This is a genomic window from Mycobacterium sp. 141, from assembly GCF_000382405.1.
Lineage (GTDB): Bacteria > Actinomycetota > Actinomycetes > Mycobacteriales > Mycobacteriaceae > Mycobacterium.
The window spans coordinates 16724-32108 of the sequence record NZ_KB908280.1 but is presented as its reverse complement, the minus strand read 5'-3'; the positions used below and the strand labels follow the sequence as shown (position 1 = coordinate 32108).

Annotated in this window: 11 protein-coding genes and 6 pseudogenes; 6 read left to right on the top strand and 11 right to left on the bottom strand. The window is 63.5% G+C overall.

Features of this window, described 5'->3' with window-relative positions:
• Window positions 1-236, bottom strand: a pseudogene (locus tag H276_RS0121915) (IS1634 family transposase); the annotation flags it as partial.
• A gap of 313 nt (window positions 237-549) precedes the next feature.
• Here H276_RS0121915 and H276_RS0121910 point away from each other — a divergent pair.
• The 4 genes and pseudogenes from H276_RS0121910 to H276_RS25735 all read left to right on the top strand — a co-directional run.
• Window positions 550-1038: a hypothetical protein gene (locus H276_RS0121910; RefSeq protein WP_155943220.1), complete on the top strand. Its 489-nt coding sequence runs from the start codon at window positions 550-552 to the stop codon at window positions 1036-1038.
• 635 nt (window positions 1039-1673) lie between these two features.
• Window positions 1674-2114, top strand: a pseudogene (locus H276_RS25475) (transposase); the annotation flags it as partial.
• Window positions 2115-2293: 179 nt separating this feature from the next.
• On the top strand, window positions 2294-2941 hold the full coding sequence (locus H276_RS25470) for a transposase (RefSeq protein ID WP_019973423.1): 648 nt from the start codon (window positions 2294-2296) through the stop codon (window positions 2939-2941).
• Window positions 2942-3013: 72 nt separating this feature from the next.
• Window positions 3014-3232: pseudogene (locus H276_RS25735) on the top strand (IS110 family transposase); the annotation flags it as partial.
• A gap of 12 nt (window positions 3233-3244) precedes the next feature.
• Here H276_RS25735 and H276_RS23480 read toward each other — a convergent pair.
• The 4 genes and pseudogenes from H276_RS23480 to H276_RS25465 form a co-directional block, all read right to left on the bottom strand.
• A pseudogene (locus H276_RS23480) lies at window positions 3245-4285 on the bottom strand (IS1634 family transposase); the annotation flags it as partial.
• 116 nt (window positions 4286-4401) lie between these two features.
• The gene (ltrA, locus tag H276_RS0121890) at window positions 4402-5862 is read right to left on the bottom strand and encodes a group II intron reverse transcriptase/maturase (protein WP_019973420.1); all 1461 of its coding nucleotides are present in this window, start codon (window positions 5860-5862) and stop codon (window positions 4402-4404) included.
• Between the two features lie 562 nt (window positions 5863-6424).
• Window positions 6425-7069, bottom strand: coding sequence for a hypothetical protein (locus H276_RS0121885; protein WP_051111506.1), 645 nt, complete (start codon window positions 7067-7069; stop codon window positions 6425-6427).
• A 1059-nt stretch (window positions 7070-8128) separates the two neighbouring features.
• Complete coding sequence (locus tag H276_RS25465; protein ID WP_019973418.1) at window positions 8129-8317, bottom strand: TM2 domain-containing protein; 189 nt, start codon at window positions 8315-8317, stop codon at window positions 8129-8131.
• 563 nt (window positions 8318-8880) lie between these two features.
• On the opposite strand from H276_RS25465, the pseudogene H276_RS23465 reads away from it, so the two are divergent.
• Window positions 8881-9653 (top strand): annotated as a pseudogene (locus tag H276_RS23465) (ISL3 family transposase); the annotation flags it as partial.
• 138 nt (window positions 9654-9791) lie between these two features.
• Here H276_RS23465 and H276_RS25540 read toward each other — a convergent pair.
• The 3 genes from H276_RS25540 to H276_RS0121860 are packed head-to-tail and all read right to left on the bottom strand — an operon-like array spanning window position 9792 to window position 10866.
• Complete coding sequence (locus H276_RS25540; protein ID WP_196807975.1) at window positions 9792-9971, bottom strand: tyrosine-type recombinase/integrase; 180 nt, start codon at window positions 9969-9971, stop codon at window positions 9792-9794.
• Complete coding sequence (locus H276_RS23730) at window positions 9959-10363, bottom strand: tyrosine-type recombinase/integrase (protein ID WP_255327489.1); 405 nt, start codon at window positions 10361-10363, stop codon at window positions 9959-9961. Before H276_RS23730 ends, H276_RS25540 begins: the two co-directional genes overlap by 13 nt.
• Entirely contained in the window at window positions 10360-10866 is a 507-nt protein-coding gene (locus tag H276_RS0121860) for a transposase family protein (RefSeq protein WP_231376733.1), read from the bottom strand. The genes H276_RS23730 and H276_RS0121860 overlap by 4 nt, the downstream gene beginning before the upstream one ends.
• 155 nt (window positions 10867-11021) lie before the next feature.
• On the opposite strand from H276_RS0121860, the pseudogene H276_RS23455 reads away from it, so the two are divergent.
• Window positions 11022-11317: pseudogene (locus tag H276_RS23455) on the top strand (ISNCY family transposase); the annotation flags it as partial.
• Window positions 11318-11328: 11 nt separating this feature from the next.
• Here H276_RS23455 and H276_RS25080 read toward each other — a convergent pair.
• From H276_RS25080 to H276_RS23725, 3 genes are all read right to left on the bottom strand, one after another.
• Complete coding sequence (locus H276_RS25080) at window positions 11329-11982, bottom strand: hypothetical protein (RefSeq protein ID WP_019973412.1); 654 nt, start codon at window positions 11980-11982, stop codon at window positions 11329-11331.
• A 122-nt stretch (window positions 11983-12104) separates the two neighbouring features.
• A complete protein-coding gene (locus H276_RS0121845; protein ID WP_026357292.1) occupies window positions 12105-13133 on the bottom strand; it encodes a hypothetical protein in 1029 nt (342 codons plus the stop codon).
• A gap of 425 nt (window positions 13134-13558) precedes the next feature.
• Entirely contained in the window at window positions 13559-15154 is a 1596-nt protein-coding gene (locus H276_RS23725; protein ID WP_155943219.1) for a hypothetical protein, read from the bottom strand.
• Window positions 15155-15385 lie beyond the last annotated feature (231 nt).

Here is a 15385-nt window from a genome sequence, read left to right as displayed (position 1 = left end):
TGCGCACGGAAATCGGCCACATCAGCCATCGATTGGGCCCGGACGGCCACTTCGAAATCCAGCGCCGCCTGCCCGCCAACGACCATCGCTCTGGCTTGGTCGAGCAGAATGCCCAGCTCAGCATCGGTATGCGCCGAACCCAGATGAGCCAGGATCACCACCCGGCCCGCGTCCTTGCGGGCCACCTGCACCGCCACTGCGCCTGAGGCGGTGCGCACTTTCCGCACGTACGCCACCGCACGAACCTACCCGGTTAGTACCCCAAAACACCCACCTAAAACAGAAACACCGCAGGTCAAACGACTGTCAACCCTGAAAACGAGCCGGGGTATCCAAACTCAGGCGGGTTCGTGTCCGTCGTTCGGATGAATGTCCGGCCTTGCACGGAATTTGAAGCCCCTGCATGTTAGCGGTTGCTGTAAAGTGCCGACAGTTCTCGCAGAGTGATCTGCGTGGGCATCGCATACGGGCTGCACGCGCACCCGCACGGTGATCAGCTGCTGGACAGTCGATTACAGCGAATGCGTCGATAAAGAAGGAGTTGCTTCCATGGCCAGAACGCCATCCATAAGATCACACCTTGCGCTGATCGCTGTATCTGCGACGTTGATCGTTGCCGGGTGCGCAAAGGGCGGCGATCACGCCACGGATCGGGGAGGTTGGAAGCCGCCGTCGCCACCGTCGACTACCGCTGTGGTCGCAGGGTCAACGACGGTTGTCGCCGTCCCGCCGTACGGCAATGACAACAAAGGTGGCGGTGATCCGCAGTTCGACGCCATTATGAATTACGCACTGACGGATTCAGACAACGATCACTATTACGACCGGGTTTTGAGAACCCAGTATCAAGCAATCGGCCATCAGCTGTGCGCGACCTACGAGAACGGATACGACGTCGTCGCCGGCATGAAGATAGGCGAGGACAACAAATTGAACATCGCGCACTACTCAGCAGTTGAAGCTGCTGCGGTCTATGCATACTGCCCCGAGAGAATTGAGGAAATGCACCAGGCTGCCCGCGAGATGCTGGGCCAGTGATGCCGCGTATACATGTATTCAACTGACATGTTGTGACCTCAATGGTTACATGCGCGGCACGATTCGTATAGCTACACTCGGTAGAGCCTCCACCAAGGCTGTTGAAGGTGTCACGTCGGATATTTGCGACTGCGCAAATTTGCGGGATCCAACGGCGCGAGCAAACATTGGTATTGACCAGGTCATCGTGCACATCCCGATGTCATTCCGTATCCAACGGAGTGGCCGCACGGGCCTTGTCGGCAACGACAGAGGGGGTGTTTCGTGTTATCTAGACGATATGGGGGGCTGGGGCCTCGCTCACATGTGAACGTGGGTTGCCGTCAGGAAGTTGGTCCTGGCCGGTAGAGCCACAGATGTGGGAGGCCCCAGTGAAGGTTCAGCGCACGAGCCTTCCTGACCCCACGGTCGCCCTTAGGCGATGAAAATTGTGTGGTGGTCGCCTGTCGACGCCGTCTAACACTGTGGTCCTGCGAGGCCGTGTATCGAGCCGGGCGTCGGATGTCGCTGTTGGGCCCTTCACTGTTGCCGCTAGGTCGAGCACGAGGATCAGAATCGTTGTCCCCATGTGACATCCGCAGGCGACCACACCCGGAAATGAACAGGTGTGAGTGGCAGTGAGGAGATGACGGGTCATGTTGGCCGAATCGCATGATGAGGAGCAGATCATTGCCAGGGTGGCGGCCCTGGACATTGGTAAGGCGGAGTTGGTGTGCTGTGTGCGGGTGCCGGCCCCGACCGGGGGTAAACGGCGGTTGCCGGAGGTGGCGACGCATTCGACCATGACGAGCTCGCTCACTGAGCTGGCCAATCACCTCGTCGAGATGGGAGTCGAGCGGGTGGTGATGGAGGCGACGTCGTCGTACTGGAAGCCGGTGTTCTACCTGTTGGAGGCCCACGGGCTCGACCCATGGCTGGTCAACGCCCGCGATGTCAAGCATCTGCGCGGTCGACCGAAGACCGATGTGCTGGACGCGGTGTGGTTGTGCAAGGTCGCTGAGCGCCAGCTGCTGCGGCCCAGTTTCGTGCCGCCGTGGCCGATCCGGCGGTTGCGGGATCTGACCCGCTCCCGCACCGACCTAGTGGCCGCGCGCACCGCCGAGAAGAACGGGGTGGAGAAGCTTCTGGAGGATGCCTGCATCAAACTGTCGGTGGTGGCCTCCGACATCTTCGGGGTGTCCGGGCGGGCGATGCTGGCGGCGTTGGTGGCCGGTGAGCGCGATCCGAAGGTACTGGCCCAACTGGCGCGGGCACGATGCGCGGCAAGATCGATCGGCTCGAGCAGGCCTTCGACGGGCATTTCGCCGAGCATCACGCATTCTTGCTCTCGCGGATGTTGTCGCGGATCGAGGCACTCGACGGCGACATCGCTGCAGTCGATGTCCAGATCGAGACGCAACTGGCCCCGTTCGCTGATGCGGCGGCTCGCCTGGATGAGATCCCCGGGATCGGCCCGGTCGCTGCGGCCGCGATCATCGCCGAGATCGGAGTCGATATGTCGCGGTTCCCGACAGCCGGGCATCTGTGCTCATGGGCGAAGTTCGCCCCGGGTGTCAGCGCCTCGGCGGGCAAGACCAAACGCAGCGCCTCGTCGGGGCACGGCAGCCCGTATCTGGCGCGCGTCCTGGGCGAGGCAGCCGTGGGCACCGCCAAAACGAACACATTCTTGGCGGCGCGGTACCGGCGCATCGCCAGACGTCGCGGCCAACCTCGGGCAGTGGTCGCCGTCGGTCGCTCCATCCTGGTGATCATCTGGCACCTGCTCAAAGATCCCGACGCTCGCTACCAGGATCTGGGCGCCGATCACTACAAACGACACGTCGATTCTTCTGCCAAGAAGCGCAGTCACATTCGACAACTCGAAGCCCTCGGCTACACGGTCACGATCACTCCCGCGGCCTGAAACCACCGGGTGCGCAACGAGGTCAACTCACCATAATTTTCGGATCAGTGTTGGTTTGAATGTGCGCGCACGATATCGAAACTGCTTCTGCGGCAAGGGATCGTCTACTACGGCGGGCAGGCGTGGACGGGTAAGCACGAGATGTGGCTGCGCGGGCAACGGTTCGATGACCCCGCCCTGAACATGGTCTACGAGACGGCGTTGGATGCAATGGTGACCTGTGTGCACCGCCGGGATCGCCTTGATGAGGCGATCGCCACGATGGCCTCCGACAGCGAGTTCACCCGAGTTGGGTCATTTGGCTTAGTGCCTTGAATTTTTGGTGTCCAGGGCATTGAGAATGGCCTGGACCTCTGCGTTTAGTGCCGGCGGATAGGTGGCGATGACGCCGTTGACGTCGATGGTGGCTGAGCGTAGGGGTTTGACGGTGCGTAGGAATCGTCGTAGTGACAGTTCGGTGCGGGTCTGGACTTCGCGGCTGAGGGCCAGGGCGGTGAACACGATGGTCAGATGCGCTTCGATGGCGTCACGGGTGCGGGCGAACATGGGCCGGGCGGCGAGGTCGGATTTGGACATCCGGAAGGATGCCTCGACGTGCCAGAGGTCGTGGTAGCTGGCGATGACGTCGGTCGCGGGCATGGGAGTGGCGTCGATGTTGGTGACGTAGCCCTTGAGCCCGACCAGTCGCCGCGCCCGTTGCAAAGATGGCTCATCGAGTTCTTGGGTACCGTTGCGGTTCTTGATGAACCGCGGTACCCGTGCGGCCTTCTCGCCTGCGGCGACGGCGCGGGCCTTGTTTTCCTGCAGGTTGAGTGTCTTGTTGTCGCGTACCGCCCTTTTCGTCGAGTACGCCCACACCGCCCGCCACGACTTGGTGTGAGTCTCCGGGTTCCAGACGGGTTCGGCTTTGCGTTTCGGGTCACTGGATTTGGTGGCGGTGCCGCGTTGATCGCGGCCGGTGATGGTGTCGATGATCTGACCGTCGGTGAAAACGTCTCCGTGCCAATGGAAATGCGACGCCAGATCGGCCGGGGCTTTGGTGACCCGGGATCCGACGATGAACCGCAGCCCGGCGTCATCGAGGTCGCGCAGGTTGGTGGCGGAGAGCATGCCGGCATCGGCGACGACGACCATGTCGGTGATCCCGTGGCGGGCCTGGAATGCTTTGACGATCGGCACGATGGTCAGGGTCTCGGCTTTGTTGCCTTCAAAGCAGCCGATTTCCAGCGGGAATCCGCACCGGTCGACCAGCAGCCCGACCACGATCTGCGGGTCCACGCGGCGTTCCTTGGAGTACCCGACTTTGCGCAGTTCGTCTTCGTTATCGGCCTCGAAGTACAGGGTGTTGGGTGGGCCCGGGGCGCGGTGGCGGCATTGCTGCTGCTCCGTTTCCCCGGACCTCCCGCCGAACCCGCCGTGCGCCTTTCAGCGCAACGGGCTCTCCACGACGATGATGCCGGTCAGGCGGCGATGGTCGGATCGTAGGGACTGGGGATTTTCGTCCCGCGGTACCAGTAACGCTCAATCCGCACTTTCGTGGGATCGAACAGGACCGCCTCTGGGGTCGCGATGGTTTTCCAACTGCCGTCGGGACGGCGCAGCCATCGTTTGACCTTCGACCAGTTCCAGCGACGCTGCTCACGCTGCCAGGCAACGAACCTTCGCCAGGTGAAATACCGCAGGAAGGAAAACCGCCTCCCTGCCAGCGCGTGGCGGAAGTAGTACGTCCAGCCACGCAACGCCGCGTTGACCTCGATGATCACTGCTGTCAAAGGCCGGGGAGACCGGCGCGGGATTAACTGGCGGATGGTCTGCTTGATCGAACGGAACGCCTTATCGGCGATGAAGGTCATGCAGTACCACTTGCCGCCTCCTCGGCGTTGTTTCCACTGGAGGTGGAAGCCGAGGAAGTCGATCCCGTGCTCCAGATGCGTGATACGGGTCTTGGTCTCAGACAGTCTGAGGCCCAACCCGCCGAGCACCTCGGTGACATGTTCTTGCAAAGCGAGTACGTCGTCTCTGCTGCCGTTGGTCATGATGACGAAATCGTCGGCGTAGCGCACGATCCGCCAGTTGCCCAGTCCGTGGCGGACCCGTGTGCGACGGGCCCCTTGCGTGGCCTGCTCGCCGCCCGGTTGCCACGGAGCCATGATCGCCTCGTCCAGAGCGGACAATGCGATATTGGCCAGCAGCGGTGAGATGATCCCGCCCTGAGGCGTTCCGGCATCGGTATCGTCCCTGCGGCCGAGTTCGTCGAGCACCCCGGCCTTGAGGAATGCACGTACCAATGCCACGGTCTTCCTGTCCGCGATCCGTGCCCGTACCCGCGCGAGCAGCGCCCGGTGGTCGATGTGGTCGAAACATCCCTCGATGTCGGCGTCCAACACCCACCGGTACCCGCGTGTGGCGTAGTAATGGATCTCGGCGACCGCGTCGTGGGCTCGCCGCTTGGGCCGGAAACCGTAGGAGACCGGCAAGAAGTCGGCCTCGAAAATCGGTTCCAGGACCATCTTCAACGACTGCTGCACCACCCGGTCGGTCACGGTCGGGATCCCCAACGGGCGAGATTTCCCACCCGGCTTGGGAATGTATACCCGCCGCACCGGCGCAGGCCGATACGTGCCGTCGTTGATCGTTGCGGCGATCCCGGACAAGAACGCCCGGACCTCGCCCCGCTGTTCGATCTGGTGCACCGTCACACCGTCAATCCCAGCGGTGCGAGCCCCCTTGTTGCCTGCCACCACCGTCCATGCCATCCATAGGTAGTCCGGGTGTGACACCAAATTGAACAAGTCCCCGAACCGCACAGTGCGGTCGGTCTTGGCCCACCGGTGATACTTGATCTGCGTCCGCGCTACCCGGTCCGGTGCAGTGTCTGCCCCAGGCCCGGCGCCGGAGTTCACCGACGCATCTTGCGCCATCGCAGGACCTCCTATCCATTGTCGCTGCCGCCCTTCCCGATGTGTCCGGCTCTCCCGGACTCGCAGTACTACGGCGGCTCCGCCAGCCTCCGACCTGATCAGTCGACGACGAACCCAGCCCGACATGCCTACGCTGGCTGCGTATTTCATGCGGGCAGAGCCGGAGGCCTTCCCGTGTTCACTTGCTGTTCGCTCACCGAAGGAGGCACCCGGCTATCTGCCTGCGGCACCCGCCGGCAACTACTCCGTAGTCCTTCACCCCCGGCCCCACTCGAAGAAGGTGACTCATTCCCCGGGCGGTCCGCCTGCCCGTCACTCCGGCAGGCAGCCGTCCACACCCGCCCCATATCCGCAGGGTTGGAGGCGGTAGTACGTCAAGACAGGTGATGACACCGGTTCCTCGCGTATACCTCTTCGGCATTGCTCGCCGCGCTCACGCCATCCAGCGGTGCTGACGCGACACGGCTTTGTCAGGGCTGCTCCCACCCACCCGGGCGTCTCCCCGGTCAGGCTGCCCCCAGCTTCCAAACTCCCGCTACGGCAGAAGCTTTCGATGCAGGTCTCACACCTCCATTCGAACAACAAGCGCCTCGCGGCGCACGGACACGTCGTAGAGCACCAAGCTGACATCACCGGCGGTGCGGGCGTGGGCGAAACATGCGGCGGCGATCTGGTCGCGGTAGCCACCGGCGTGGGCGCGGCGCAGGGTGCGCTTGCGTGTCGACAACGACGCCGCGGTGCGGCCCAGCTCGGCTAAGACCCGATCGACATCGAGCAGGCTGGCCGGCTCCACCACCCGCGCGATCACCAGGTCACGGAACACCTCATCATCGACCGCGTCATCGAAGCCGAGGCTGGCGTACACCCTGGCCAGGGCGTCGTAGAGCAGACCGCTGCAGCTCTTGAGTACTTGCGGCCGCGTGACCAGCTCCCGCGGCGCGGGTGCCGCAGCGAGGTCGCCGAACAGCACACCCGTAGGCGGTGGAACCCTATGGGCCCGAACGGCTTTCGGGGCGATCCCCAGATCCAACTCGCCTTGGGAGTCATCGGCCAACAGCCGCTGGGCTTCCTCGAGAAGCAGACCCAGCTCGGCGTCATCACGCGCAGAACCCACATGCCGCACGATCCGGCGCCGGCCATCCACGGATTCGGCGATCTGGACCGCTGTCGCGCCCGAGGCCGTACGCACCCGCCGAATCCAGACCATCCAGCAGAGACTACCGCCACAAATTAGTGCCTTGCGGGTGCACTAAGCCGAAACATCACCGCAGGTCAACGCACTGAACTTCCCAGAAGCGGACCAAAGTGACCCAACTCAGGTCGAAGCACTACGCCGCAACGCCCTCGGATTCCGAAACCTCACCACTACCGACTGCGCTCACTGCTGCACTGCGGCAACCTCGCCCACCGGATCGACGCACTCTAAATCCGGAAGAGCCAACAAAGTCCTACTAGGCAACCGCTGAGCACACAAAAATCACAACCGACCGCCATCCGGCAATCTGAATATTGGCCATCATTGATGGTTACTCCCAGAAGTCCCCCGACGACGGAATACGACTAAAAACTACCCGAGCAAACGGAATTAGTTGGTCACAGCTAGACGAATACGCGTCGAATTCGAACGAACTGAATCCATACTTCCCCTTATTTCCGCGATCAGTGTAGATACGAATCCAAGTCACCGGAACTGGGTGGATATTTGCTGGGTTAGATAGATCACCGGCCGGTACTTCCGCGCAGAAGGCGACGGTTCCGAGGTTATCTATTTCGCGAGCATTCGTAATGTTATAAATTTCGAGTGCCGAATGTTTGTATTCAGCGTCGGTGTAGTCAGACCCCGCAACCCGATGACCCAAGCTAACCAGATGCGTCTTGCTCGCTCCCCCTTCGCCGAAATAGAAGCTACACGTACCCGGACCCCTATTACTACCAGCCCAAAAGCTGCCGGTGACAGTATCCCCAACCATCGCACCCACTTCTTCCCAGCTCGTAAGCTGGCAGGCACCGGCATTGCTGGGTACAGTGCGGGCGGGCGGTATCTGGTCGAATAAAGATAGCGGCCCCGACTGCGATAACTGCACATCGGACCCGGCGCGATCCACCCTTTTATGATCGCCAGCTTCACCCGCACTGCACGCCACCAGAAGTACAGCCGACCAAGCGACCGCAGTCGTGGCCGCAGGTTTCCGACTCGTCATTTGACACCCCTTCTCGAGAATATGGAACGATCGAACTACCCATGCAGGTCAGCGGGCTTGAGAATCTAATCGGCGAGTTCGACACCTGCGGCGTCGCGGTGCCATGTCGTTCCGGGCTTGGATATCAGGATCAGGATGCCTTCGACGAAGCCCCAGATGCCGCCGATGCCGAGTGTTACGACAGTGACGACGATCTGGATGATGCCGCGTCCCGCCCTGCCGAGGTAGAAATTGTGAATACCGGAGCTTCCCAACAAAATTCCGAGGATGCCAGCAACAACCCTGGACTTCTGCGCGGCTCCCGGCCGCTGGCCGGCTGGTGGCGTCTGCTGAGGATTCGGCGCCTTATTGCCGTATGAACTGTTCTGAGTGATCTATCGTCTCCGTTCTTGTCTGGACCGCGTAACGCGGTCTGGACACATCGATCGCGACGGTCTTGCGCGAGTGACGTTTTCAGCGATTCGCCGTCGAAGATAACATCTTGCGAGTCCCCTGGGACATCGTCCGTTCGGACGATGTCCCAGGAGCGCGTCGCCGACGATGATCTATTCACCAGGGCGAACACTGCTGACAACAGCAACTTTCGACGCCGTGCCATCCCGTCGGGTTGGAAAGTGCGGCCGACCGACGTCATCAACCGGGACTGGCTGCTGGTCTTGAGGGGCGTGCCGGACCCGACAGCACCAGTTCGTGCTTCGACGGATACGGGCTCTTCACAGATGGGGGTGTAGAGATGGTCGGCGCATCGCTGCCGGGGTAGGTGTCGAGGCCTTCCGATGATGGGAGTTCTCACGCTGCCCATCAGGAAGACCTCGACGTGCACGACGCTACCGGTCGCGCGGGCTTCGCCTGCGCTGATGTGACCACGTTCTGTCGACTTGACGAACTCGGACTGGAAGTGACCGGCCAACGCCTGGACCCCGACCGGGCGGTGTTGTTATGCCGGATCACCGAGGAGGATCGGTGGTGCCGGCGCTGCGGCGAGCAAGGAGTCCCGCGCGACAGCGTGACCCGCGCGCTGGCCCATGAGCCGTTCGGGTGGCGGTCCACCACGCTGCTGGTCACGATCCGGCGCTACCGGTGCGCCGGCTGTGCCCATGTGTGGCGCCAAGACACCACCCGGGTGGCCGAACCGCGGGCGAGGCTCTCGCGGCGCGGCTTACGGTGGGCGTTGGAAGCTATTGTGTGCCAACACCTGAGCGTGGCCCGGATCGCCGAATCGCTCGCGGTGTCGTGGAACACCGCCAACAACGCGGTGCTCGCCGAAGGTCGGCGCGTCCTGATCGACGATCCCAGCGCTTCGATGGGGTGAGCGTGATCGGGGTCGATGAACACGTGTGGCGGCACACCCGCCGCGACGACAAATACGTCACCGTCACCATCGATCTGACCCCCGTCCACAACAAGACCGGCCCGGCCCGGCTACTCGACATGGTCGAAGGACGCTCCAAACGAGCGTTCAAGACCTGGCTCGCCGACCGCCCGCAATCCTGGCGTGACGCCGTGGAAGTTGTTGCCATGGATGGGTTTACCGGATTCAAGACCGCCGCCACCGAGGAAGTGCCCGACGCGGTCGCGGTTCATGGACCCCTTTTATGCCGAGGTCCGGATTATGCCGACGCCAGGCACACCAGGATTCCAGCGCTGCGTGTCGGGTGGGTTGAGGCTGCTCACGGCGGTGACGATGCCGGTGACATCGGCATAATCAGAGGTTCTTGAGGAAGGTCATCAGGTCGTCGTCGGGTGGCTTGTAGGTCCTGGTCGAGTTCCGGTTGGTGTGGTTCGGGCCACGGCATTTTCCTTCATGGTCATGTCGGCATGCAGGTAAACCTGTGTGGTTTCGATACTTTCGTGGCCGAGCCAGAGCGCGATGACGGTGATGTCGATTCCGGCTGTCAGCAATCGCATTGCGGCGGTGTGTCGAAGTACGTGGGGGTGACCGTTTTGGTGGTCAGGCTCGGGCAGGACATCGCGGCCGTCGCGGTGTGTTGGGTGAGTCGGGCAGCGACGGCGTCGGGGCTCATCTGGGTTCCTGTCCGGGTGGAGAACACGAATCCCTCAGTGTGGCTTGGTTGTTCGTTGGTGAACGCTTTGAGAACTTGCACGGTCAGGCCGTCCAGCGGTGTGATGCGGTTCTTGCGGCCTTTGCCGTGGCAGAGCATGTGCGCACCCACACCGAGATGGACGTCGCGCAGCTGCAGCGCGGTGAGCTCGCTGACGCGCAGCCCGGCAGTGACGGCGAGTTGCAGCATTGCATGGTCACGCCGTCCGGCCCGAGTTGTCTGGTCCGGGGCTCTCAGCAGCGCGGCGACCTCGGTGTTGGTGAGGTAGCAGATCTCGTGTCGGTGGCCACGATGGTCGCGGTGGCGTCCATGGCGATGGTGTTGACGGTGTCCCAGGCCAAGCCCAGCTCACGGGCGACCGCGGCGACGGTCGCCCGGTCGATCATCAGTCGACGGCAGATGTGGCGGCTACACCGGCGGGTAGTCGAGGCGCCGCGGCGGGCGAGGCGTTCGGTGTTGTGGGCGAACACTTCTCGCTGGCAATCGGTCGCGACGCATCGGTAGCGCGGGACCCGAACGTGCAGCCGCAACGGATGCCCGACCACCGGGACGTCGGTCACGGTTCGGATCACCGTGTCGCGGTAGCGGCCCTCGGTGCCGCAGCCCGGACAACTGCGCTGGCCGTCGTCGAGCAGATCGCAGGACACCACCGTGACCTCGTCGTCGATGGCGGCGTCGGTGATCGTCACCCCCAACTCGACGGTCCGCACAATCGTGTTGGCGACAACAGCGGCAGGCAACGACGGAGTCAGGCACAGGGCTCCCCGGGGTGGCAGGTCTGCAATGGTGTGAGAACCTGCATCCTCTGACAGCCGGGGCCCGTTTCAGCTCACCGACACGACATGCAATCGCCGCTATCCGCCACCCTCACCTGCACTCCATTTCCGGAAGAGCCGCTTTGTTGGCCAAGGCTGCTGAGGCGAAGCTGTTGCGCACCAATCGGATTCGGGTCGACACAACGGTGGTGCCGGCGAACGTGGTTGTCCCGCCGACCCGGGGCTGCTGGCCAAGGCGGTGCGGCGGATCGCTGTGACGGGTGCGCGGATTCAGGCTGCCGGCGGCGCGGTGCGTACCGGGGTCCGGGACCGCTCCCGCGCGGCGGGCAAGCGTGCGCACGCGGTCGCGGCGAAACTGCCTTCCCGGACGGCCCTGGCACGCGATGAAGCCACCGCGATGGTGCTCAAGAGCAGCTGGGGAACTGGCTAACTGTAGGTGGTACCCGCGGAGAACCTCTGTGTAGGCGGTTCGAATGCGTTGTGCTGTGCGCGAACCCAGAACTGCCAACCGGCCGGTGCCGGTGGCCAGCTGGGGTCGGGGCGCCACTGCGGATCGGGAAACCAGTTCCCGCCCGGCACGATCCAACCCGGTGGCGCGTTGAAGCGCATCGCCGGCGGGGGAGTCGGTGTGACCGGTGCCGCCCGAGTGGGCGCCGACGGCGTGTCGGGTATGGCGGGCTGATGCTGGATCCGAGCGTTGAGTCCCGCTGCGGGGGGCGGTGATTCGATCGCGGGCGGCCACCCGGGCGGTCCGGCTGCCTGTGGCGGGCGGACCGGCGGCGGAGAACCGTTGTGCGCGCCGGGGTTCCGGCTATCGAGGCGGCTTGAGGCCGCTCCGAACGCACTCGAGAGCCGGTTCTTGAGGTGTCGGGCCTTGTCGGGATTGCGCATGAGATAGCCCCCGAGAACGGCGAGGATCGCGATGGGCACTGCGAGGAGTGCAGACCCGCCACTGCCGAAGAAGAAGAAGTGGCTACTGCCTCCGCGGCCGCGCCGGGCGACGATCTCTACCGAGTTGGCGAGTTCGTGGTCGGTGATCCATCCGGACAGAGACAAGACGGTGTCGAGCGAGGTGGACATCGGCTGGCAACCCCCAATTCAGCGTGCAGTAGGGCTCAATGGTGGCATACGGCGCTCCGCCGAGCGGCATTTCGCGTGTCGGCCGATCGAGGCGACACGTGCCGTGGTAAATCTGCGGCAGATCAGGTGGGCGGACGCTTGTGGAACTCCCCGATGGCACTCGGGTCGCGTTCCCTGACGGCGGTGAGGAGTCGGTCGCCGAACGACTTGTACAGCCCCCAGCCCTGAATCGACTTGGAGAAGGGCACCGGGAGGAAGTAGACGCGGTAGCGGTGCCACGTGAAGCTGTCGATCTCGGTGGCCAGGAAGGTCCATCCGGACGGGTCCGGGGTGACGGCGACGTGGAAGTCGAGCGGACTCCAGGTCACGCCCTTGACGGTGAAGTCGAGGCGATACCCGGCGGTTCCGTTGAACTCGATACTCGACATCGGGCCGCGCAATGTCCTCGCGAGGTCCGGGGCGAGGTGGATCAGTTCGTCGGCGGGTAGCCGCGTCTGCACCCGCAATGTGGCGTTCTCGTGGTAACCCTGACGGAAGCAAGTCAGCCACGCGATCACCAGGATCACCAGGCCGGCGAGCTTGACACCCGGGTCCCCGGCCAGCAGCGTGATCGCGCCGATGACCACGGCGACCGCGCCGATTGCCAACTTGACGTGCGCGGGGTCCGCAAGCCATTGAGCCACGACGTTGTTCGCCGTCGACGGCGCTCCGGCAGCGAGTTGATGTTGGACAGGGTGGGTGACGGCCGCCGGGACGACCGGAATGTGCGATGGGGCGGTGGACGGCGCAGGCGGCGGCGCCGACGAGGTGGGCACGGGAGGCTGGGCGCTCGTTGTGGGGGAGGCCGGTGTGGACGCCTGTCCGCCCCTGCCGGCGTACGTGGTTCCCGCCGCGAATCGTTGCGACGGCGCGCGTAGCGACGGGCGCGCCCGCACCACCATGGCGACCTGATCGACGGGCGGTCCGTCGGCGCTGCCGGAGGAGCCGCGCCCGGTCGGGCTCGGCGTCGCGGCGGTCGGTGTTCCTGCGAAGAAGGCGGCCGCCTGACGCTGATAGTCGTCGTGCGGGTTCGGCTTGGGCGTGTCCGCTCGGTCGCGCATGATGCGTGGAAGCACAGTGGAACCCACGTCTGCGGGGCGGTCGTCGCTCACCGGCGTCCCCTTTCAAGATCATGACGCAATTCAGTCGCGTGCATCTTCAGCTAACCCGACGAGTGGCCGTTTCGCAGGCCGTTCGGGCGGAATTCAGACGTTCGGATGAACCTAGGGTGCGCTGTTCATGGCGACGGGATCGGGTAGTTCGGGTCGTGGCGGGGCCCAGGCTGATCGTTCGCCCGTGTCGCGTGTCACGGTCTGCCCGCTGGCGAGGTCGAGCAGCAGCCCGGCGCCGTGGCGACCGCGTCGGTGGTCGTTGCCGGTAGGCGCTTCGGCTAGTTGCAGGTGTGCCGGCGGAGAACCTCTGCACGGATGGCTGGATCACGTTGTGCTATAACGAATTTCAGAAAATACCAGCTGGCCGGTGGGGGCGGTGGGTGACGCGTCTGCATTCGGTAGACAGCATTGAGTCGGCCCCTCGTCTAGTTCTTCGTCAGGCACAGGACTAATCCGCTCTTATCGCTGTGTACCCAGATGTACGGGCAATCCTTGACGTTGTTGGTCTTGTTCGTAACCTTATTGGTCGCGTCCGGGTCGCCGCAGTCCGTTAGGTAGAGGGACGTTACTTCGAAAGACCCATCGCTTCTGGCAGGCCCCAGTTGGCGATTGACGCACTCGCCAATCTTGGCATTGCGGTACACACTTTCGTACGACTGAGCATCGGGTGGCGGATAGGTCGAGCGGACAGTTGTTGTCTGAGTTGAGATGTACGTCGTGGGGTAGACCGACGAAACGATCCACGGAGTCGACGAGGTAGTCGAGGACAAGGAGGACGTGCGCGGCGTGGTGTCGACGCGAACAGGCGTGGTGGTTTGATGAACGGCCAAGCCGATCAAGGCAAGGAGTGCGAGGGTGGCTAGTCCGGCGAGCGCGAGGAACCGGCCGCGGTGGCTAGATGCGTTGGCGGGGAGAGGGGCAGAAGCGGCGCTAGGTGCTGCGGTGTAGTGGATGGTGCGTGAGGAGGGGGCCAGCTCCCGGGCTTGGCTGCGACGCTTGGCGCGTTCACCGTCAATGGCACACCAGGGACAGCGTCGGGTGCCGACTGGAATTTGGTGCGCGCGCGAGCAGGTGCGGACTCTAAGTGCCGTCAGCGCGTGCAACCACTCGGCAGCAGAGGGGCGTGCACCAGGGTTGTGGGCGCCATCCGTGAAGGCCCGGCTGAACAGTCGCTGAATCTCGTTTGGCAGGAAGCTCACTGGCGGCGCTAGCGGGTGAGTGCGCAGCGCGGAGCCTGGGCCGCCCGCCCACTGAGCAGACTTGGCCAACATAATTGCACTGGGCTGCTCACCAGCACCCGTCCATTCGCCGCGCAAAAATGGGTGGTTGCCGGCCATCAGGAGCAAGTGAATGTGTACAGCCAGAGCGAACAAATCGGAAGGCCTGTCGCGGGCAGTTGTCGACAAATTAACCCCGGCCAGTTCGGGTGCGGTGAACTCCGGGCGGCCCACCCCGCAGAGGAACTGCTGACCATCGGCAGCGGTGAACTGCATCGAGTCACAGTCAACCAACGTCACTCTCGCCGTGTCGCTGACGAGTACGTTACGTTCCTGAAAATCACCGATCACCGCGTCGACGCCGTGCACCGTGTCGACCGCCAGGCAGAGATTGGCGGCCACCGTTACCAGGTGCTCCCAGGTGACGTGCCGAGTCCACTGCGGTGCAGAAGGGAGCGGACTCGTCCGGTTCGACGGATTGCTCACCGAGTGTATTTCGACGGCGTTGGTGGTATCGATTCGCGCCATCACGTATCCCGCCGTGCCGTCCAAGCCCTCAACCGAGTGCAGCGGCCACGTCAGCACTACGAAACCGTCGGCTTGCACAACCCCGGCTGGAGGCGAGGCGGTCATTGCGGCCACCTTGGCACGTTTAGCGTCGAGATCCTTCAGGTCGGAATGGAACGCCTTGACCACCAGATCATTACGGTCGGCTACCTCATAAATGGTGCCCTCCCCGGCCCGGGCGATTACCTTCCCCAACGTCACCGTCGCGCCGGTGTCTAGTCGCAGCGTTGGAATCAACTCATCACCCCATGGCGCTCTCGCGTATGTCTGACTTCTGAAACGTCGTACGTCTGTCGGTCCAGCCTGCTCCCCGCAAGCAAGAACGGCGCAGCGTCGGATGTGTCCTGCGGAGGCCGGAATTCTACTGCCCAGCAAATCGACGATCGAACAACTGCGCACGCACCTCGCCGCCACGCCGGCAGGCGGGCGGTTCGCAGCATGTTGAGGTGAGTTTTTGACATGGGGTGA

Coding starts and splice junctions, on each gene's coding strand:
- H276_RS25540 (WP_196807975.1), bottom strand. CDS start 9,971: ATGCGATTGCTGACAGCCGGAATCGACATCACCGTCATCGCGCTCTGG.
- ltrA (WP_019973420.1), bottom strand. CDS start 5,862: ATGGCGCAAGATGCGTCGGTGAACTCCGGCGCCGGGCCTGGGGCAGAC.
- H276_RS0121910 (WP_155943220.1), top strand. CDS start 550: ATGGCCAGAACGCCATCCATAAGATCACACCTTGCGCTGATCGCTGTA.
- H276_RS25470 (WP_019973423.1), top strand. CDS start 2,294: ATGCGCGGCAAGATCGATCGGCTCGAGCAGGCCTTCGACGGGCATTTC.
- H276_RS0121885 (WP_051111506.1), bottom strand. CDS start 7,069: ATGGTCTGGATTCGGCGGGTGCGTACGGCCTCGGGCGCGACAGCGGTC.
- H276_RS25080 (WP_019973412.1), bottom strand. CDS start 11,982: ATGTCCACCTCGCTCGACACCGTCTTGTCTCTGTCCGGATGGATCACC.